This is a genomic window from Brasilonema octagenarum UFV-OR1, assembly GCF_963888615.1.
In the GTDB taxonomy this organism is placed as follows: domain Bacteria; phylum Cyanobacteriota; class Cyanobacteriia; order Cyanobacteriales; family Nostocaceae; genus Brasilonema; species Brasilonema sennae.
On the sequence record NZ_CAWPKW010000356.1, the window covers coordinates 1 to 21,344 of the forward strand.

Annotated in this window: 18 protein-coding genes and 1 pseudogene; 6 read left to right on the top strand and 13 right to left on the bottom strand. The window is 41.9% G+C overall.

Translation table 11 applies throughout. The features are described from left to right. Positions 1-184 precede the first annotated feature (184 nt). The 6 genes from aroF to AC5590_RS31930 all read right to left on the bottom strand — a co-directional run bounded on the left by aroF (position 185) and on the right by AC5590_RS31930 (position 6,447). A complete protein-coding gene (gene aroF / locus AC5590_RS31905) occupies positions 185-1,252 on the bottom strand; it encodes a 3-deoxy-7-phosphoheptulonate synthase (protein WP_169267265.1) in 1,068 nt (355 codons plus the stop codon). Between the two features lie 370 nt (positions 1,253-1,622). Beyond that, positions 1,623-2,090, bottom strand: a complete 468-nt coding sequence (locus AC5590_RS31910; RefSeq protein ID WP_169267266.1) for a PAM68 family protein — start codon at positions 2,088-2,090, stop codon at positions 1,623-1,625. A 12-nt stretch (positions 2,091-2,102) separates the two neighbouring features. Next, complete coding sequence (rpsO, locus tag AC5590_RS31915) at positions 2,103-2,372, bottom strand: 30S ribosomal protein S15 (protein ID WP_169267267.1); 270 nt, start codon at positions 2,370-2,372, stop codon at positions 2,103-2,105. Between the two features lie 173 nt (positions 2,373-2,545). Further along, positions 2,546-4,237 (bottom strand): alpha-amylase family glycosyl hydrolase, encoded by a 1,692-nt coding sequence (locus AC5590_RS31920; protein WP_169267268.1) that lies wholly within the window; start codon positions 4,235-4,237, stop codon positions 2,546-2,548. 273 nt (positions 4,238-4,510) lie between these two features. After that, positions 4,511-5,353 carry a cyanophycinase gene (locus tag AC5590_RS31925; RefSeq protein ID WP_169267269.1) on the bottom strand — a complete coding sequence of 281 codons (843 nt, stop codon included), beginning with the start codon at positions 5,351-5,353 and terminating at the stop codon, positions 4,511-4,513. An 863-nt stretch (positions 5,354-6,216) separates the two neighbouring features. Next, positions 6,217-6,447: a hypothetical protein gene (locus AC5590_RS31930; RefSeq protein WP_169267270.1), complete on the bottom strand. Its 231-nt coding sequence runs from the start codon at positions 6,445-6,447 to the stop codon at positions 6,217-6,219. A gap of 385 nt (positions 6,448-6,832) precedes the next feature. Between AC5590_RS31930 and AC5590_RS31935 the strand changes: the two genes are divergently transcribed. Next, positions 6,833-8,743: an ATP-binding protein gene (locus tag AC5590_RS31935; RefSeq protein WP_169267271.1), complete on the top strand. Its 1,911-nt coding sequence runs from the start codon at positions 6,833-6,835 to the stop codon at positions 8,741-8,743. Positions 8,744-8,950: 207 nt separating this feature from the next. Next, positions 8,951-9,091: pseudogene (locus AC5590_RS31940) on the top strand (IS982 family transposase); the annotation flags it as partial. Between the two features lie 181 nt (positions 9,092-9,272). On the opposite strand, the gene AC5590_RS31945 reads toward AC5590_RS31940, so the two are convergent. The 7 genes from AC5590_RS31945 to AC5590_RS31975 form a co-directional block, all read right to left on the bottom strand. Beyond that, positions 9,273-9,998: a LysM peptidoglycan-binding domain-containing protein gene (locus AC5590_RS31945; protein WP_169267272.1), complete on the bottom strand. Its 726-nt coding sequence runs from the start codon at positions 9,996-9,998 to the stop codon at positions 9,273-9,275. Between the two features lie 604 nt (positions 9,999-10,602). Continuing rightward, positions 10,603-10,758, bottom strand: a complete 156-nt coding sequence (locus AC5590_RS31950) for a hypothetical protein (protein WP_169267273.1) — start codon at positions 10,756-10,758, stop codon at positions 10,603-10,605. Positions 10,759-10,797: 39 nt separating this feature from the next. Beyond that, the gene (locus tag AC5590_RS31955) at positions 10,798-13,530 is read right to left on the bottom strand and encodes an HAD-IC family P-type ATPase (RefSeq protein ID WP_169267286.1); all 2,733 of its coding nucleotides are present in this window, start codon (positions 13,528-13,530) and stop codon (positions 10,798-10,800) included. Between the two features lie 79 nt (positions 13,531-13,609). Next, positions 13,610-13,948, bottom strand: coding sequence for a PepSY domain-containing protein (locus AC5590_RS31960; RefSeq protein WP_169267274.1), 339 nt, complete (start codon positions 13,946-13,948; stop codon positions 13,610-13,612). Between the two features lie 364 nt (positions 13,949-14,312). Then, the gene (locus tag AC5590_RS31965; protein ID WP_169267275.1) at positions 14,313-14,522 is read right to left on the bottom strand and encodes a hypothetical protein; all 210 of its coding nucleotides are present in this window, start codon (positions 14,520-14,522) and stop codon (positions 14,313-14,315) included. Positions 14,523-14,784: 262 nt separating this feature from the next. Then, a complete protein-coding gene (locus AC5590_RS31970; RefSeq protein WP_169267276.1) occupies positions 14,785-16,197 on the bottom strand; it encodes a sensor histidine kinase in 1,413 nt (470 codons plus the stop codon). Next, positions 16,194-16,874, bottom strand: coding sequence for a response regulator transcription factor (locus tag AC5590_RS31975; protein ID WP_169267277.1), 681 nt, complete (start codon positions 16,872-16,874; stop codon positions 16,194-16,196). The genes AC5590_RS31970 and AC5590_RS31975 overlap by 4 nt, the downstream gene beginning before the upstream one ends. A gap of 327 nt (positions 16,875-17,201) precedes the next feature. On the opposite strand from AC5590_RS31975, the gene AC5590_RS31980 reads away from it, so the two are divergent. The 4 genes from AC5590_RS31980 (at position 17,202) to AC5590_RS31995 (ending at position 21,249) form a co-directional block, all read left to right on the top strand. Further along, positions 17,202-17,816: a COP23 domain-containing protein gene (locus AC5590_RS31980; protein WP_169267278.1), complete on the top strand. Its 615-nt coding sequence runs from the start codon at positions 17,202-17,204 to the stop codon at positions 17,814-17,816. Beyond that, positions 17,813-18,931, top strand: coding sequence for a S1 family peptidase (locus AC5590_RS31985; RefSeq protein WP_248277346.1), 1,119 nt, complete (start codon positions 17,813-17,815; stop codon positions 18,929-18,931). Before AC5590_RS31980 ends, AC5590_RS31985 begins: the two co-directional genes overlap by 4 nt. After that, the gene (locus AC5590_RS31990) at positions 18,928-19,998 is read left to right on the top strand and encodes a COP23 domain-containing protein (RefSeq protein ID WP_169267280.1); all 1,071 of its coding nucleotides are present in this window, start codon (positions 18,928-18,930) and stop codon (positions 19,996-19,998) included. The genes AC5590_RS31985 and AC5590_RS31990 overlap by 4 nt, the downstream gene beginning before the upstream one ends. Positions 19,999-20,067: 69 nt before the next feature. Further along, complete coding sequence (locus AC5590_RS31995) at positions 20,068-21,249, top strand: trypsin-like peptidase domain-containing protein (protein WP_169267281.1); 1,182 nt, start codon at positions 20,068-20,070, stop codon at positions 21,247-21,249. Positions 21,250-21,344 lie beyond the last annotated feature (95 nt).

The window sequence follows — 21,344 nt, forward strand, 5'->3', positions numbered from 1 at the left end:
GAAGATCCCCCCAACAGAGTTAAAAAGGGGGCTTATAACCCTCTTTTACCCCCTTTTTAAGGGGGTCGCCGCAGGCAGGGGGATCTTAACCGAACTGTATTGAGTCCGCAGTTACCAACAATAATTGAAAAAACCCCTTCCCGTTACTGGGAAGGGGTTTTTTAGATGATTTAAAATTGACTTTTTACACTATTTGTGCTAAAGCAACCACTTGCTGCTGCCAACGCCCAACTGCCTTACCAATCACCGCAAGTTCTTGCATCAAAGTGTCGAAACGTTCCGGCGTGACAGATTGTGGTCCATCAGATAAGGCTTTTGCTGGGTTGGGATGAACTTCAATCATCAAAGAGTCGCATCCACAGGCGATCGCCCCCAAACACATTGAAGGGACATAGGTAGCCCAGCCCGTACCATGACTAGGATCAACCATAATTGGTAGGTGAGTTAGTTTGCGTAGCACTGGCACAGCTGACAAATCCAAGGTATTTCTGGTGTACTGGCGGTCAAAAGTGCGAATACCACGTTCACACAAAATCACATTTGGATTTCCGGCTGCCAGAATATATTCCGCTGCCATCAACCAATCTTCAATGGTTGCAGCCATTCCTCGCTTGAGAAGAACTGGTTTTGACTGTGCGCCTACTTTTTTCAACAGCGAGAAGTTCTGCATGTTTCTTGCCCCAACCTGGACAACATCTGCGACTTGTGCGATTTTCTCCAAGTCTGCACTATCCATCACTTCTGTAATAATGCCCAGCCCAGTTTCTTCTCGCGCCTTTACCAACAATTCCAAAGCACTCTCGCCGTGTCCTTGGAAGGCGTAAGGCGAGGTTCGGGGTTTATATGCACCACCACGCAAAAAGTGTGCCCCGGCAGCTTTGATTCGCCGCGCGGTTTCTACAATCATTTCTTCATTTTCTACTGAGCAGGGACCAGCAACAATAACCACAGGGTGATGTTCGCCAAAAGGAACTGGTCCATTAGGAGTGTTAACGACGACTTCAGAAGATTCTCCATGTCGAAACTCACGGCTAGCGCGTTTGAAAGGCTGTTCTACTCGCAGCACTTGCTCAATCCAAGGGCTAACTTCTTGAATTTGTAGGGGATCTAAGTCAGCGGTGTCACCAACAAGACCAATAACTACCTTATGCTTACCAACAATTTTTTCTGCTGTCAGTCCCCAAGTGCCAAGTTCCTCGCCCAGACGGTCTATTTCCGCCTCAGGGGAACCAATTTTCATGACTACAATCATGTTAAAATTCCTGCCTAGTTGAGTCCTAGCTGAAAATATTTTCCTAGACGAATCAGTGGTTTAAAATTAGAAAGCTTAAGCAAAATCGAGTTTTCAATATAACGCTTAACAGTCGCCTCATTGATGATATTGTGTCTCAAAAGATTCATAAATTTTGAATTTGTAATGTTGAAGTTACAAAATATAAACTTCAACATTATTTTTTTCACTTTTACCCAACGTCACAGTGATTTACGCGGGAGTGGGCTACTGAAAATCTTCGTTCTGAATCGTGGTAAGTGGCAAAATCCCCCGCGCTATGCCCGAAGGGGCACCCTGCGCGAACAGCCGGGGGTAAGCTTACAGTGATTTACTCACTGAGTACTGTTCATCAAACGTTTTTTTTGCCAGTTTCACGCCAAGCTGCTACCATTCGTTCCGAATTAGTTCTGAAGTCATTCCAGCCCAGCCAACCTCCAACTCTGTGTTCATCCCAAGAGGCAGAGAGAACACCATAAGTTATCCCCAACACCCCCAAACCAAAAAATCCCATGTTCACCAGTAAGACGGCGACAGGAGTTAGTTTAATTCCAGCATAAATTAACAGGAAGTAACTCACAATCAGGGTGCTGATTCCCAAAGCTGTTGGCACACCACAAAAAACAGCCACTCGGCGAATCATCCGTTGGCTAACAACTTTGGGTATTGCCATCTCTTCTTTGGTAAAAGATGGCTTCTTGTCGTCCTTTTTCCCAGATTCCTGCTTGGTTTCTGGTTGTTTGCCTTTTGCTTTAGCGGGTTTTTGGCGCTTTTTGTTTGGTTCAAAAGGCAACTGACTGCGTTCAGATTCAGCAGACATAAGCACTAGTCTCTATCCACGAATGCCGAGACGACCAATCAAAGCTTGATAACGTTCTCGGTTTTCTTCCAGAATATAAGATAATAGACGCTTACGTTGACCAATAAGCTTCAACAATCCTCGACGCGAAGAATGATCTTTCTTGTTTGACTGGAGATGTTCGCTAAGACGGTTAATACGCGCTGTTATCATAGCGACTTGAACATCAGCAGAGCCAGTGTCGGTTTCGTGAACTTGGTACTGTGTCAGTATTTCTTGTTTGCGCTCTTGCGTTAAAGCCATGATCTAATCAATTTCTAAATGTATGCAGCAGTTTCCCATAATATCATAGCCATCCAAGAGCATCCCTATTTTGCTAAAAGACTGGGTGATCAGAAATCGCAAAGGCGAAATCCAGCGACATGGAGTCATTTGAGAGTGTGCAGTTTAGTAAGACGAGGATTTGTAGATTGTTTCTACTGCTGGACAAGAATTTTGGCTTGGAATGACTCTATATCAATTCTGATGCCGTCTTTCCCAGCTTCGACATTATAATTATCAGTCCACTCATGCCATGTCCCTGGACAGGGGAAGTCAGGAATATGATATCCACTCTTGTTTTGCTCGGAAAAATTTGCTATTACGACAACGCGAGAATCTTCTTGACTACGAACATATGCCAGTACTTTTTCGTCTAGATTCTCATGGAAAAATTCAATGTTTTCACTTTGCAAAGCCGAATTTTTTTTGCGTAGCGCAATCAGTTTTTTATAGTATTCAAATAAATCCCGATTATGGTCTTTTTCTAATAAAGACCATGTCAGTTTTTGAGGCTGAGTGACAGTTTCACTTTTACGTTTGTCTTCTCCAAATTCTTCCCCCATCCACAGCATAGGTATACCCATTGCTGTTAGCAATAGCGCTGCTCCTAATTTGGCTCGTCTAAATGCATCTTCGTCAAAGATACCGCGTCCGGCAGAGCCGCGCCCCAGGCGAACGCCCAATTCTCTCAAAAGATGTTCACGGTCATGACTCGCTAAGTAATTGACTACGTTTATACTAGCCTCATAACCCTGTTTTCTTGGGTCTAAAACCTCCTTGAGCTTTTCAGGTTCAAACATCTCACCGCAAATATGCGGAATCACAAAATAGCGAAAACTTTCATGCCAACAAGCATCTAACGGTCCTAATGGAGTCGTCACTTTACTGGTATCAGGAATATGTTCAGCAACGTTATAAAACTGTTTAGGAATCGCACTTTTTTTCGCTTGTTTAGCCACAAAATCTAAAAATTCATAGTTAGCTAATTGACGCACTGCATCAAAGCGAATTCCATCAATGTGATACTCCTGAACCCAAAACCGTATAATATCACCAACGTACTTCCATGCAGGCTTAACGTTTAACTTCTCGTCGTAGTTGTCATAGTTAAACTCCGGACCCCAATAATTACCTGGATCTTCCGGATAATGCATATATTCGTAATACCAATAATTCCTATCAATCAGCATTAACGGACATTTTTCATCCGTGTGGTTAAAAATTCCATCAAGCAAAACGCGAATACCCCTCGCATGGCACTCGTCTATAAATCGTTTTAAATCTTCTGTTGTGCCGTAGCTAGATTCTGTCGCAAAATAATGACATACTTCGTATCCCCAATTATAATCACCAAAGTGTTCATTAACTGGCATTAATTCAATAGCGTTAATTCCTAACTCATGCAGGTAATCTAATTTTTCAATAGCATCTACATACTTTCCGTGCTGATCAGAGTCAACTTCGCCTCCAGTAAAATCAGCTACATGCATTTCGTATATCACTAACTCATTATTGTTTGGTAATTTTATATTGTCGTGTTGCCAAACATAAGTATCAACAATCTTTTTTCCATTTTTAATTCTTACTACACCGACTTTTAGTTTTTCATTAACCTCTGTTGCATAAGGATCAATAACATCTATCCATTGCTCTGGATAAAATTGTGGACTCTTCGTTTGAATACGGAACTTATACTGATAGATATCATCCTCTAATTCTACTTGAGTACGGAAAAAGCCGTCATTTCCTTTTTCCATTGGTATTTCTTGCCACTCAGAAAAAGAACCAATTAAGGCTGCTTTTTGATTACGAGGAGCAAATAAATAAAATTCAATACTAGTTGCCATTTAAACTACTTAATCAGTGTAATAAAGTAAAATCAAGAATATACAAATAAATTTTTATCTCAGGATAAGTTAATATTCTTTCTTGAGTAAAATTTATTTTTTCTAATCAATTATTTTCTCAGATACCTAATATTTTTTTGGTAGTTATAATACATATTAGATTTTTTGCCATTTGATGGATAAAAATAAATCAAAAGTAACAAAAAAGTGGGGACTAGCACTCTCTAATTCCCACTTCTTTGTCAATGCATTTGGTGAAAATATAAGTATTTTTTAAGCAGCTGGTACAGGGACAGTTGTTACAGTACGACTATCTAGGATAGGCTTACGGGTTTGAAAGTCAAATTTGTATCCATGTGGCAGAATATGAAGCTTTGCTCCGCAAACTGCTAAAGGTTCATCTTTCAAAATCTCGCCAACGTTGCTATGCACAACTTCTGAGTCATCGACAACTGTCACACAACCCTGTCCAATAACCTGAAACTGGTTATCGGTTACAACCATAGCGGTGTTCTCATCAATACCAAATCCCAAAACAGCAGGCTGCTGTGCTAAAGCTGCAACCAAGCGTCCCAAGCGTCCGCGTTGTGAGAAATGTTGGTCTATCACCACTCCTGGAAGAAAAGCCAAACCAGGACCTAAGTCTACTATTTCCATTCGAGGATTTGTCTCGGAGTCGCCTTCGATAATCATCACATCTGGCATGATAGCGGCTCCTGCGCTTGTACCTCCTATAACTATACCTTCAGAGAAGCGCTGATGAATAGCTGCATCTATTTCCGTATCCTTAAGAATACTTGTGATACGGGCTTGGTCTCCTCCAGTAAAAAATATACCTGTAGCTTTGTTTATCGCTGCTAACGCTGTAGATGAAGACCCATCTTCACGGGTTTCAGTGTCAAGTATACGAACATCCTCAGCACCTAGCCGTTCAAACACTCTAATATAATTCTCTCCGACTTCTCTTGGCAGTTCTGTCGCGGCTGTCATGATCACAATTTTGGCTTTTGTACCCCCAGCGTAGCGAACAAACTCCCGAAGAATTTGGCAATCCCCCTCCTTATCTTCCGCCCCCCCAATAATGACTAGTTGCCGTCTAATGTCACTAGCTACCATAGAGCCTCCTGATACAAGTGGTCTATTTATATAAAACATGATGAATTTAGGGTTAAAAACTACCATTTGGTAGAGAAAGATACAAAAATTTAATGCAGACTATAATATACAAAGTAAATGACCACATGTTTCTCTGTAAAAAGAGCAGAATAAGAGTAAAAATAGTGACTCTTTCTTTAATTCAAGTTCAAGTAAATAAATAAGGTCAAAAGTCATAAACATCTAATTGTTATGACTTTTGACCCGTAAGAGGCTTGTATTAGCTTTTGTATAAATTTTAAAGGCAACTTTTTTACTCACCCCACGACCATTGAAAATACCAAGACCGCTGATCTATAGCTAGCGCCAAGCTACGCCAACAGCAAAAGCCGTGGGATAAGATAAACTCTTTTAGGTTGACTTTAACCTAACGTAATGTTTTCTTTTTGCAAGTTACGTATAAGTTCTCTCAGTACATCAGTTTGCGTTCTGCCTAGTTTTTCGCAGTAATTGCGTAAGATTTCTTTCTCTAGATCATTCACTCTAAATGTAACAAAATTTGTTGGTTTTCCCATAGCACTGACAGTAATATATGGCCCATAGAAATATAGCACAGGTAGCATAACTGCGCTTTACGTGACAAAACAAGTCTGTGGAATCCACACATCTTTATGGTGAGAACACCAAGAATACTTTGGAAAATACCATAACTGGCTCTGTTGGATACGAGTGCAAGCCCCTCAGATTTTGAGCGTGCCTCCTAATTGTAAAATTAGGATGGTTGTAAAAATCAAAACACCTCCCGATTTCAATAATGTTCCGGAGGTCTATCTGACTGAGTGCCGTATACTATTGATGGTGAGTTGTGATGCTTCAGTTGAACGTTAAATACTCAATTCTTCAGAATGTTGATCACCCTGTTGTGTTTCAAACAGTAACTCACACAAAAAAGAACGTGCCTCTTCTAAAGCGAAATGCCTGGGTTTACCTTGATATACAATTTGATACTCATTACCGTCTGGGCCATCCCCATATCCAGAAATGAGTTTGTGTTGGAAAGCTTCCTCAGCAAGATGCTGAACCTCTTTTCTGAGAACAGCTTTTGCGTTAGTCATACTTGCCGTCTCCTTAGCGCTTCTTAGTACTTACTATTTATAAATTAACTAGTGTCAAATTGCACCCTTCAAAGGTTATATTTTTAGCTATTAGTCAATAGCAATTGTTCAATATTGATCCATCTGTTATTTAGACTATTGACTATTCACTTAGTATAACAGCTTAACTATATCTTTAGATAGCTGAATGTTGTTGGCGATACTGAGTACAATAATATGGTATAAAAGTAGCTATTAATGCCAGTGTTTAAGATAAAGCACAGATGTAGCGTAGGCATTGACCTTTGCTTACAAAAGGGTATTAAACTCATAGACAGTCAAGACGTCTGAGGAAACGCTAGTATTTGTTCAGATTTGAGGGTGTTTAGTCAGAGGTAATAGTCTTATGGTTCAAGACAAAATCACTAATACAGTTCGCATCAATGCCAGAAAAACTGATGCATTCGACATCTTCAAGTTCAAGCATTACATAGGACCAAATCCTTACTTGGACGCAGGCGCGTTGGTATTCGATTTTGCGGTCACTGAGTTTACAAAACCTCTGCCGATTGAGGATTACGTCTCAATTATTGGCGATCGCTACCCACACCTGCGCGACCAAACATTTGATTCCTATGCTCATCTGTTTGCCCGCACCGTGTCAGAAGTCGGAAAGCTAGATATGGGCTTACACCTCGACCGTTGGGGTATCAAGTCATATGAAAGTTATGCGACAATTAGCATACAATCGCTTCATGAGCGTACAACTAGAGGTGTACTTTATTTTGTATGGGATTGGTTTGAAGCCATAACTCAGCACAAAGACATTACTTTTGAAGAGCAACTTTTATCCCTTCAAAGTAAATTCCGGCAATCAGTCTACGGTGGTCCTACAGTTTACGCTTTACTGCGTACAGCTGACACAAAAGGTATTCCCGCTTTTTATCTATGGGATGAAGGACTCACACAGTACGGATACGGCAAAAAACAGGTTCGCGGAATAGCAACGACATTTGACAGCGATAGCCATCTAGATTCCGACTTCACCACGCGCAAAGATGACTGCAAAGCGTTTCTAAAAACCTTGGGTTTTCCAGTGCCAAAGGGTGATATTGTTAATTCAGAAAAGCAGGCTCTTGCAGTAGCCAGAGACATTAACTACCCAGTAGCAGTCAAACCTGTGGCTGGTCACAAAGGAATTGGAGTCACAGCCGAAGTACGAGACGAGTATGAACTCAAATCTGCTTTTAGAAGGGCGCTTGAGGCAATTCCAGAAAACGAGCCGACCCGAGTTATTGTTGAAAAAAGCATTGTGGGGTCAGACTTCCGCTTGTTGTGTGTGAATGGCAGATTTGTTGCTGCTATTGAACGTCGTCCTGCATGGGTTGTGGGTGATGGGAAATCAACCATTCAACAGTTAATCCGAGACGAAAACCGAAAACCTGGGCGTTTGGATACACCCACCTCGCCGATGACGAAAATTCAGTGCGACGAAGCGATGGAACAGTATCTTGAACAACAGGGCTTGTCATTGGACAGCGTTGTTGAGAAAGATAGAAACGTTTCTCTTCGCAAAGTTGCTAACCTCTCGGCTGGAGGTGTCAGCATTGACGCTACCCGCACTGTTCATCCTGACAATATCATTTTGGCACAAGATATTGCCCAACACTTCCGCCTTGTTTGCCTGGGGATTGATGTTATTGCACCAAATCTTAGCGAATCTTGGAAGTCTAACGACTTTTCTATCTTAGAAATCAACGCTGCGCCAGGAATTTTGATGCATCTCAAGCCTTCTATCGGTGAAAGCGTTGATGTACCCTCACACATTCTGGAAACTTTTTATCAACTGGGTACAGATGCCAGAATACCAATAGTCACGTTCAACAATATCTCAGTTCAGCAAATTCAAGAAACAATTGACCATATTCTTTTACAACATCCAGATTGGACAATAGGCGCTGTTTGTCGTGATGGTGTTTTCATAAATCGTTCAGCAAAAATTTTGAGTCCAGATTACAACACCAATATCCTTTCTTTGTTGCGTAATCCTAAGCTTGATATGCTGATTGCTGAATACAAAGAAGACGTTTTGGAAAATGAAGGAATGTTTTACTACGGAAGTAACATGGTAGTTTTAAACAATCCTACAGAAATCGAAATGACGCTAACGCGGGATGTTTTTGATGATTCAACTGTTGTAATCAAAAATGGAGATAATATTTCTATTAGGCGCAAGGGTTTGATAGAAGAATATACTCTTGGTGTAGATGAACCTTTTACACGGGTTTATTTGAAGGAGATTGGAACGGTTTTGTAAGTTGATGTCATAGCGAATCTAACGTAGGGTGGGCACTGACTAACCACTTATGGCACACCAATGACATAGAAAAGTCGCCAGTGCCCACCTTATACCAATTCAAAATTCGCTCATCACCGTTCGCGCAGCGTGCCCTACGGGCATAGATTTGAGTCTCCTGAGCCTGCCTTCGGCGGAGCCGAAGGGAGACGCTGCGCTTACGAATGTACTCGACATTATATTGAAACTGTATTTAGTGGCATCACTCGTGTTTTCCCAAAGTCAATCCATGCGGTCAGATATAAAGGGTTTTTACTTAAACTGGAAGCATTTCTTTTTGCATATACTCTTCAACACGCGTTTATTTGAAGGTAATCTTTACTATTTTAAAATAATTTAACACTTAGATTTGCACTCTCTACAGAAGTGACGGTGCGCGTAGCGCACCGTCAACTTGTCGTGTGCGATCACCTTTGGTGGCTCCTCCGGAGCATCGCATGAATCAACAAGTGAAAAGCACCCATAATTTAATAACCCAAGTTGTGGGTTATTACTTCAAGAAGACCTCGCCTGTTTTTTCAATTTTCATCGCAATTTTATCCTCACCAAAATTCTTCCCTTCATCCAACTTGACTTCTAATAATCCGGGTGCTGTTTCTTTTTGAAGATGAACACTAAGCAGTCCTTTATCCTGTCGTCGGAAGCTAATAGCTACAGCGACTGGTAAGTCTTTTAAGGTGACAGTTGATTTTCCGGAAAGGGTGCGTTGTTTGGTATGTCCAATGACTTCGTAAGCTAGCACAGCGTTAGTTTGGTTAGTCAGCTTCACGTTAACTTTTCCATTTACAGGTACAATCTTAGCGCTTGGAGTTTGTAGCTCTTCTGGCATAGGTGGGATTACAGAATCATTAGAAGTCTTGGGCGTTTGTTGAGCTTGGGCGCTTTGTGCTAAAAAAAATGGGATTGCAATTGATGATAAACCAATTAGTAAGCTTCCACAAATTGCTCCTACCCTCACAAAATTATTTTTGATAGAGTGTTTGGATTTAGTCATATTTTCAGATCCTATAGCTTTGCATAAGGTTTTATTGTTTTCATTGTTTTCTAACTCTTTATCATAAATATTTTGAGGAAGAGGAATAAAAAGTGTTACCCCAGGAATGAGTAGAATGACTTCTGGATTAGCATGATAAATTTGTTGCCACCGACTGCGAACACCATAAAATTTTTCGGCTATTTTTGGTAGTGTATCTCCATCTTTGACAGTGTAAAACATAAGTGCATTCTCGTGAGTTATCAAACTATTGACGTATTTATGATTTGAGCTACTGCATTTGAACAGGAATTGCACCTTTAGCACAGATAGGTCGATATTTCTTCCCTGACGACGCAAAAAAGAGCGCAAATTCTCGCCAACGGAGCTATTTTCTACAGTTTGTTATTTAGTTAATTGTGACAGTAGGGGCTGTGTCATGGTAAGAAGCTAACAAGTCTGGTTTTGAGCCATAAACTTCCTCCGAGAATCAGAGGTACTACTCCAACAGCGCTAACAATTTTTTGCTGAATTTCCATAGTTCAATCTCCCATCCATTGAGTTTATTGTTATTTGCTTATGTTTTCATGTTAAATAGGTTTTCTAAGAAAACGATGAGAGAAACATAAAATTTTGGTTTAGTCAAAGCGCAAATTTATCAAGATTAACAAGAGAAATTAAAAAAATGCTCAGAGGATAAATGACAGCAGTTTGTTTTTAGATAAATTATATATAGCAATCCTAAATGAGTTGTGAAATTATTCGTTGAGGTAGGGAACAGGGAACAGGGAACAGGGAAGAAGAATATACAAATGTACTTTGTTTTTTCACAAATGAAATAGGACTGCTATAGCAATCCTAAATAATCGCTAAAGCCAGCTAGAAAGACAAAGCGATGCAGCCCCATCCTGTCCATAATGATTCCACTAATAAACACGTAGAGGCTACCGAAAATGAGCAGGATGATGACAATATAGTCTAAGTCTGTTCGTCTCAGACTCACCTATCTCCTGCTCTTGCTGATTCTTTCTATATTTTCTTTTTAATTCGGAGGATCAAAGCGATTAACAAAGGCAGCCCAAGGAATCATTGGTAAACCCACGGCAAAACAGAACAACCATTGGTCAAACCTGAGGGGTACTGTGAAGAAAAACTCATTAATTAAAGGTACATAAGAAAAGCAAAGCTGCAAAATTATTGCGCCAATAATACCAAAGCCAATGGCTGGAATATCAACGTTTTCTTTAATTGTACCGTCCATTTTTGCAATTAGATTCGGCACTAATTGACTCAGGCTCAACAGATAAAAGATTCTGCCTGCAATTAAAGAATTGATTGCCATAGTACGGGCTAGATTTATATCCCCTGTAGTTTGTCGAATGTATTCAAAAACTCCAAATATCACAATCCAGTTAAACAGAGAAATCGCCAAGATGCGTTTGATTCTACTACCTGACAGTAATGCTTCATTGGGACGACGGGGCGATTGCTGCATGACATTTTGAGGTTTCGGCTCAAAGGCTAAGGGGACTGTCATGGTAATGGAATTAATGACATTCAACCAAAGAATTTGCAATGATAATATCGGTAATTCTCTGCCTACTAGGGTGCTGAATAAAATTGTCATCGACTCTCCACCATTGACTGGGAGAATAAAGCACATAGCTTTGACAAGATTTTTGTAAACAGCACGCCCTTCCTCAACCGCAGCTTTAATTGAAGCAAAGTTGTCATCGGTGAGTAGCATATCAGCCGCTTCCTTTGCTACCTCAGTTCCCGCCATACCCATCGCAATGCCAATATCGGCTTGTTTTAAGGCAGGTGCATCGTTCACTCCATCCCCCGTCATGGCGACAATTTCGCCTTTTGATTGTAACGCTTCTACTAGACGCAGCTTTTGTTCTGGTGCGACGCGGGCGAATACAACCCCATCTTCTGCAACTTGGGCAAGTTCTTGGTAGTCCATTTGAGCCAGTTCAGCGCCGGAAAATGCCAGCACCGAACCATTTTTATTGATGCCCATACGAGTTGCGATCGCCTGCGCTGTGACAGCATGGTCGCCAGTAATCATCTTTACCTGAATACCCGCTTCTTGACAGGCTTTCACCGCTTTCATCGCACTTTCGCGTGGTGGGTCAATCATCCCCTGCAAGCCCAAGAAAATCAACCCAGTGTCAATATCTACGTGGTCTACGGTAGTTTGTTCGTTTGGTACAAGCTTCTTTGCCAACGCCAACACCCGTAAGCCTTGACGTGCCATAATATTGACTTCCCGTTCGATAGAGGAGGTATTTAATGTCTCCACGCAGTCGATTGGTTTGAGTTGTCCGTTGCTATTTAACATGAAGGTGCAGCGCTTGGCGATCGCCTCTACTGAACCCTTAACATAAATCGTCTTACCTGTTGGAGTTGCGTGCAGAGTCGCCATGTACTGAAACTCAGACTCAAAAGGAATCCCATCCAGTCTCGGCATTTGCTGTTCTAGAAGCGGCTTGATTAACCCCAATTTATTAGCGGAGGTGATTAATGCCCCCTCAGTCGGATCACCAACAACAACCCATTTACCGTTTTTGGTTTCCAAGTGAGAGTCATTGCATAACAGTCCAGCGCTGAGACATTCGTGCAAACCGAGATCGCTACTCAAGTCGATTCGTTTGCCATCCTGTACAATTTTTCCTTCCGGAGAATAACCCACACCAGTGACTGCATACTGATGTCCTCCCGCATAAATGGCTTGCACTGTCATTTGATTTTCGGTCAAAGTGCCAGTTTTATCGGAACAAATGACAGTAGCACTGCCGAGAGTTTCTACTGCTGGCAGCTTGCGGATAATTGCGTGGCGACGAGCCATGCGGGATACACCGATAGCTAGTGTCACAGTCACTACCGCTGGTAATCCTTCCGGAATCGAGCCGACAATTAATGCCACAGTAGCTTCTATAGCATCTCTCCAAGGTTTGGTTTGCAGTCCCGCCATCAAAGTCAGGGTTGCAACCCCCAAAACCATGTACAGCCAATTTTTGCTGAATTTGTCGAATTTTCGGGTTAAGGGGGTAGAAAGGTCGATTTTATTTTCTAATAGCTGAGAAATTCGCCCTGTTTCGGTAGTATTACCCGTGGCTACTACTATACCTGTCGCCTGCCCAAAAGTAACAAAACCGCCTGTATAAGCCATATTTTTGCGTTCTGCTAACGGGATATCTGGCGGTAGGGGCGGCGTCTCTACACCCGCCTCTTTTTCAACAGCTACAGACTCACCAGTCAGGGCGGATTCATCTACTTGCAGATTCCGCACCTTAATCAGTCGTAAGTCAGCAGGTACTTTGTCACCAGAAGTTAACAGCACCACATCGCCAGGAACTAACTCTCGTGAGGGAATGCGTAACTTTTGGTTCTCGCGGATAACAGTTGCTTCTGTCGTGATGGATTTAGCTAGGGCTGCGATCGCCCCTTCCGCTTTCGATTCCTGAACATATCCAATAATGGCGTTAGTTGTAGTTACACCCCAAATCACAAAAGCGTTGACAAACTCACCTATAATTGCCTTAGTAGCACCCGCAATTAGCAAGATGTACAGTAGCGGCTGATTATATTGCAAAAGAAATTTTAACCACCAGGGTTTTCCTTTCTTTCCGGTCAATTCATTAAAACCAAAACGCGCTATTCGCTCTTTGACTTGAATACTATTCAAGCCCTGTGCTTGGTCAGTTTCTAACAAGTCGATTGTTTCTTCTATATGGAGGGAATGCGAGTTTTGAGGCAGCTTGTCTTGCATTGGGCGAACTGGTTTCAACTTAACTTTATGGGTAGATACAGATCTAGTCATGAGTAAATTCCGATTACAGGGATATAAATTAATTAGGAATCCAGTTTGCTAAGAGAGGAACATCTGCCAAACTCCAGCCTTGCTCAGTTTTCACAATTTCTTTAGTGTTGGCATCAATGTACACTTCTAAATCATTGTTTAGTTCAACTTCCCACACCAAATTATTATTTTCATGCTCTAAATTGACATCAATTGCTGCTGTACCTGGGTTAGCAGCAAGAACCGTTTCTATGGCTTCAACCATTGTGACCGCAGGTGCTGTGTTGTCAGGAGAAGCTTGAACAGGTCTAGTTCTAAAAAACCAACCTCCTACAAGAATCAAAGCTACTACTCCACAAGCAGCTATAATTGTTTGCTTAATTCCCATAATTAAACTTCAGAATTGAAGGATTGATGTTATTAGCTCATACCTTTATATTAGAGAGGGTTTTTAAGAATACGATGAGAGTAACAAGAAAGTTTTGGTATGAGAAAAGCTTAAAGAAATAGACATTACCACATTAGATTAAGAAATAGATGAGAGTCTATCAAAGAAATTTTTATATAGCAATCTAAATATGAATGCTGAGAATCGAAAATCTAAGAAACCCGGTAACTTCTGCGATACCGGGTTTACCATTTTTCATGATTGATGCGCGGATTGCTATATGTAAGTAAAGAGAAATATATATAATAATTGTAGGTTTGCTTGAACGTTGCGACTGTCTACGCTAACCTACAATTTATAACTATTAAAACACTAGCTTCAATACGTTAATCGCACTTACCAAAAAGACAATAGAGAAAAAAAGACCCCACAAAAATCCTCTCACAGCATACGGATAGCAATCAATCATATATTGACTAGCTTGAGTTTCACATATGGTGTATTCACGTATCTGCTGCGATTGGGATATCTGCTGTAATGAAGTTGCATTCAGTTCCATTTCACTTACTGTCATGGTCTAACCCTATTTCAACTCGCTATAATTTCAAGTTACAAAACGAGATTAAGAAAATAATGAGAGTCAACAACCATTAGCCCATATCATTAATTTTGATGGATTACATAATTTAATGAATTACCCTTTTTTCCTTTTCTCTTGGCGCACTTGGCGTCTTGGCGGTTCGTTTATTTGATCTGTCTCACGCAAAGCCGCAAAGGCGCAAAGAAGAACGCAAGGGTGTGGCTAATTACCTGAAAACTGCTGTAACCCATCAAAATTAATGAGACAGACCACTATGTTGGGCAATCGGTAGAGTGACGGTAAAAGTAGTTTCTTTGTTAGGAATGCTGTCAGCAATAATAGTACCGCCATGCAAGCGAGCAATTTCGTGAGCGATCGCCAACCCCAAGCCAGCTCCACTTTTTCCTTGGGAACGGGCTGAGTCTGCGCGATAAAACCGCTCAAATAGGTGAGGTAAATGCTCTTTTGCAATACCTACTCCTGTGTTAATTATCATCACCTGCACTACATTTGAGTGCAAATTTGACCGCACCCAAACAACACCTCCTTGTGGTGTGTATTTAACGGCGTTGTCTACCAGGTTCAAAAACAAACTGGTCAACTGGTCAGGATCGCCCTGCACCCACAAATCGGGGGTCAAGTTATTTAGCAGCTTAATCTGTTGCAATTCTGCGGCATATTGCACTTGTTCCACAATCACTTCCAACAAGTTGTTTAAGTCCACAGGTAATGGCTCAAAAGGCAACTGTCCTCGGTCAATCCTTGCTAGTAACAGTAAACCATTGCTGAGGCGAATGAGTCGGTCTACCTCTTGTTCTAAATCCTGCAAGGTTTGGTCGTATTCATCTGGAGTGCGTTCCCGACTGCGGGTTACGTCTATGCGTCCTTTGATAACCGTCAGGGGAGTACGTAATTCATGGGCTGCATCAGCTGTAAACCGTTGTTCCCGTTCAAAACCTGCTTGTAAACGTTCTAACATCTGGTCAAAGGTGGTCGCCAACTGTCCTACTTCATCTTTTGCCCCTTTGTAGTTTAGACGTTGGGCGAGGTCAATGGCGCTAATAGCTTGGGCAGTCTGGGTGATTTGACTGATGGGTTGCAATGCTCTTGATGAGAGAAATAAACCACCACAACCAGCAAATATCAGTATAAATGGCAACAAAAATAAAAGTTCTGCAGATAATTTATCGGATATTTCTTCTAATGCCTCAAGAGACTTTGCTATTTGCAACCAGCCGATAATCTGACCTTGACGGATTACTGGCTGGCTAATTAGTCGCCAGTCTGCCTTATTTCTTGCCACTCTTGTGTATCCACTGGCACTTGGTATCCAGAGAGGCACTTCTTGGTATTTGCCAAAGCCGTCCACTATTTTGCCTTGGGGAGTGATCAGGCGAACTGCAAATCCAGCCTCTATCAAACGTTGTACGGTATTTTGTCGGCTTGGCTTGTCCGCAAAGGCAAGGGCGTTATTCTTATCGCTTAAATAAACCAAGGACTGAGAACCTGCTATTTGCAGAGCGGTATCCGCCTGGTTAATTATTTTACGCTCAAGTCGGAAATACAAGTAGCCCGTGAACCCGCCCAGAGTCAGCCCCAACAACAGGAGATACCAGGCAGTTAATTTTATACGTACAGGGATGTGATTCAGCCACTTCAAACTAATCATGATTCAGCATCTGCGCTGAGGCAATATCCTACACCACGCACTGTGTGCAGGAGGGGTTTGTCGAAACCGTGGTCTATCTTGCGTCGCAAGTAGCCAATATAAACATCAATAACGTTGGAATTTTCGTAAAAGTCAAAATTCCAGGTATGTTCGGTTATTTGAGTACGGGTAAGTACTTGGCGAGGGTGGCGCATAAGATACTGTAGCAGTGTAAATTCACGGGGGCTGAGGTTGATACTTTTTCCAGCGCGGCGTACTTCCCTAGTAGCAACGTCCATCTCCAAGTCTCCGACTCGCAGTATTGTGTCCTGTTGCATCGGAGGACGACGTAGTAAGGCACGCAGACGCGCCAATAGTTCGCTCAAAGCAAAGGGCTTAAACAAATAGTCATCAGCACCAGCATCTAGACCTCGAACCCGGTCTTCTACAGCATCACGGGCGGTTAGTAGCAGTACAGGGGTTTTAAGACCTTGCGATCGCAGTTTACGCAAAACCTGTAGACCGTCCATTTGAGGCAACATTATATCCAATACAATGATGTCATACTCTGCGGCTAAAGCATAATTTAGTCCCTCCTGACCATCAGTAGCTATATCTGTTGCGTAACCTGCTTCTTTCAATCCCTGACTAATAAATTGAGCAATGCCAGGTTCATCCTCTACTATTAAGACGCGCATAAGTCAAGCAATGCTAGATTTTGAAGCCACTCCGTTGCAAAGGCAGCGAAGTGCGGTGAATCATCCCTATATACTTGTATTTTCCAATAATTCCTAATTAATGGCTACACTGGCTACAATCAAAAGAGCTGCCAAGCTGTGTAAGTAGCATAGGGTGTATTGCACCCAAAGTATTTAAAACCAACTAAAATCAACCATTTCTTCCTGTCAGCAACTCAAATTTGCTGGTATATCTGAAATATTCCGAAATAATTCAACTTGAGATTGTAGTTTGGTGTATTCTTGCCAACATAAGATGTACCCTTTCCGGGCAGTTGCACCATACTTATGAAACTGGAGTTATTTTCTCAAGTCTTGACAGCGGTTACTCAATCCTTAGCTATAGCTTCACTGAGTACGTTTCCTATAATTGCAGCTATCAATCAGCCTAGTTTTGCTAATAGTAATAAATTCTCCTGCGAAAAGCGTAATGGTACACCAGTAACAATGGTTCGTACCTCACGAGGAAATGAAACGTTTATTCGTTGGGTGGTTAGGGATTTTAAAGCTTTTCCACCGGAGAAACGTTGTGCGATCGTTTCTGCAAGATTCCAACAATACTATGATAATGGCTCAGTATACATCACAAGTAAAGATAACTTTAAAGGTTATCCTGTGTTGTGTATTGCGAGTCGTAAAGGTGGTTCTTGTGCCAACGATGAGGATGTATTAGTCACCCTTAAGCCGGGAACTGATACTGGACGTGTTCTTAGGCAAATTCTCGATTTCCGCCGAGGTGCTGATGCGAAGCCAATTGAACTGAGCGGTAGGCAGTATGTATCCTATTCTGATGGTGATTTATACGTAGATGTTAAGCAACTTGTAGATACAGATGACAGCGCGGGAGGTAACAAGTCTGTAACTAATATTCCTAGTTCAGCCTCACTTGAGCATCGCTTTTGATTCTCGCTCAATTATGGAGTCAGGAAGAAATGACTTGGAGATGGGTAACGCGGGGGCTTCATTGTACACTACTTTTGGTTGCCTGTCTTGGTGGAATTGCGATAAGCGGAGCTTGCTGCCAAGGGCAGATCGCACTCCCAAGACACAAACCCATTTCTGTGTCTTGTCAAAACCAAAATTGCAAGCTTTCTCAACTCTCGGTAGCCCAAGTGCAACAAAAAGCTGAAGCAATTACAGTCAAAGTTTTGTCAAAAGAGTTACTAGGGACAGGAACTTTGATGAAAAGAAATGGACAAGTTTATACCGTAATTACCAATGCTCATGTGTTGAGATCCGCTGATCCTCCGTATCAAATTCAAACTCCAGATGGGCGTCTTTACTCTGCTGTGGTTTCCAAGTCTGTTGTATTTAAAGATAGAGATTTGGCTATACTGCAGTTTCGTAGCACTAATACAGTTTATACAGTTGCAACGCTGGGAAATTCATCCAGTTTGAAAGTTGGGGATAAGGTATTTGTTGGTGGATTTACGTCACGTGCGGAGCAAAATGGGGCAAATCAGAAATACCTCACCCTGCCCTATCGGGCATCCCTCTGGAAAGTTGGGAGTGGGAACCTCACCCTGCCCTATCGGGCATCCCTCTCCTTGGTAAGGAGAGGGAAAGATTTTCGCGAAGCGAAAAGCGAGGGTGAGGTGAAAAGCGAGATGTGTGTTGCAAACAAGGGAGTAGGCAGTGAGTATGTTTTTACAGAGGGAAAAGTTTCGCTAATACTGGATAAGGCTTTGGAGGGGGGTTACCAAATTGGGTACAGCAATGAAATACGCAAGGGTATGAGTGGCGCACCGTTGCTAAATCAGCGAGGAGAAGTTGTGGGTATTAATGGATTGCATAAAGATCCAGTATGGAATACTCCTGAATTATATATGGATGGTTCTGAGCCTTCTAAAGCTTTACAAGAGCAGATTACTCGTTCCAGTTTGGCAGTACCTATAAAAACTGTTGTGCAGTTAGCTCCAAAGTTGGTGACACGTTCATTTAAGATGAGTGTATCCTTCGACTCCGCTCAGGGTACACCGCTAGTGAATTTTGATGCAAAACAAAAGTTCGATTTATGAGAGGACAGGTGATTAAGCTTTCTTGTGGTTTTTCTGTAGCGCTACTAGGTGCAGCACTTGTCATGGTACAGTCTCAAGTTGTAATAGCATTAACTCCACGAGAAGTCAATGGTATTGCCAAGCAGATTACAGTTCGCATTGATGGCGCAAATCCTGGATCTGGAGTTATTATTAAGCGCCAAGGAAATACTTATACTGTCCTCACTAACTGGCATGTGCTGAAAGAGAATGGAAACACCGTTCAAACTCCTGATGGTCGGCGTTACACTGTAAACCAGAGTCTAGTCAAACCTTTTCGAGGGTTAGATTTGGCGGAGTTCCAATTTACAAGTACGGAAAACTACCGTAAGTCTGAGTTAGGTAATTCTCAACAATTAAGTGAAGGCATAGCAGTTTATGCTACAGGTTGGGCAAATCCTGATGGTATCTGCTTACAACGCTGCTATCGATTTTCACTAGGAAGCATTTCCGTCATCTCGCCTAGTTCCAAAGATGGCTATGCTATGGTTTATACTAATATTATTAAGCCAGGTATGAGCGGTGGTCCAGTGCTAGACGAGCAGGGACGATTAATAGGAATTAACGGACAAAGTAAGCAAGAACCTATTACTGGTTCTATAGATTATTTAGGTATCCCCATTAACACTTATTTAAATTATACCTCAGAAAAAGTATTTCAACAGTCGCAAGTTGCTGTTTCTTCTGGAGGAGCTAAATTTTTTTGTGGTATGAACGAAGGTATGCTAGCTACATTAGTGAGAACTTCACAGGGAAACATACCAATGATTCGCTGGATCTCTGGAAATGATTCTGAAAAAACAGCACGCTGTAAAGATGTATCTGCCAGATTCCAGAGAACCTATGAAAATGGAACATTAAACTATCTAAGAACTGGGACTATAAAAGGACAACCCGTAATTTGCGCTGCTGCTAGCAAGGAAGATATTTCTCCTTGCACAGATAGTACTGTATTATTCATACTTAAGCCAGGCACTAATCCACAACAGATACTTGACAAGTTGGAGGTTCAGAGGACTAGAGCCTATGATCCTCAACTTAAGTTATAGGAATGTAGGAAGAAAAGATAAATATAAAGTTTGTTATGGGGTAAGTCAGGCTAATTAGAGGGCATATAAATGAAGTTTTCTTACGGACTTCCAATAGTGTTACTGGGTGCAGCAGTTGTCATGGTACAGTCTCAAGTTGCTGTAGGATTGACGCCAGCAGAAGTTAACGCTATTGCTAAACAGATTACAGTTCGCATCGATGGCGCTAATACTGGATCTGGAGTTATCATTAACCGCCAAGGAAATACTTACACTGTCCTCACAAACGAGCATGTGGTGCGATTAAAGGGAAACTATACTCTCCAAACTCCTGATAATCGGCGCTATTCTTTTAACCAAAGTGTAGTCAAATACTTTCCTGGTGTCGATTTAGCAGTGCTGCAATTCACTAGTACAGAAAATTACCGGAAGCCAGAATTAGGTAATTCTGGACAAGTGAGTGAAGGTACAACAATATATGTCACTGGCTGGGCTGATCCTGATGCTGTGAGTCCAGAGCGCAGTTATACTTTTTTACCAGGTGGCATTTCTAGGATTGTGAGAAATGCTAAGAATGGATACGCCTGGGTTCATACTAATCCAACTAAGCCAGGAATGAGTGGTGGTCCAGTTTTAGATGGACAAGGGCGATTGGTAGGAGTTAATGGATTATCGCTCACGAATCCTGGGACAGGCGCGACGGATTTTTTTGGGATTCCTATTAATACTTATTTAACGCTTGCTGCTAAACAAGGTGGAAATCAGCAAGCAACAAAACCTTCTTCTCCACCAAGTAGAAAAAAGACTGCTGTCACCTCACCACCAGCTACCACCTCACCGCATCTAAATACCAACAGTACAGCAGCCAATTTCGTTTTAGCGAATAGTGTTATTGCAGATTCCTCAAATAATGAATTCTTCTATGGGGTTAATTCCGTCGCCATCAGCCCGGATGGCAGGACTTTAGCTAGTGGTAGCTGGGACGATACCATCAAAATCTGGAATCTTGCAACTGGGCAACTCATCCGTACTCTCGCTGGTCATTCCTATTCGGTTAATTCCGTCGCCATCAGCGCAGATGGCAGGACTTTAGCTAGTGGTAGTTTTGACAAGACTATCAAAATCTGGAATCTTGCAACTGGACAACTTATCCGTACTCTCGGTGGTCATTCCGAGTGGGTTCGTTCCGTCGCCATCAGCCCAGATGGCAGGACTTTAGTCAGTGGTAGTGGTGACAAGACTATCAAAATTTGGCGGTTGTCTGAGCGTTGATTTTCTGATTGAGTCATTTAATTTATTTTTCATTAAGATCTAGGAAATAAATAAACGTAACTGTGTCATTGCGAATGCGATCGCTACGCGATCGC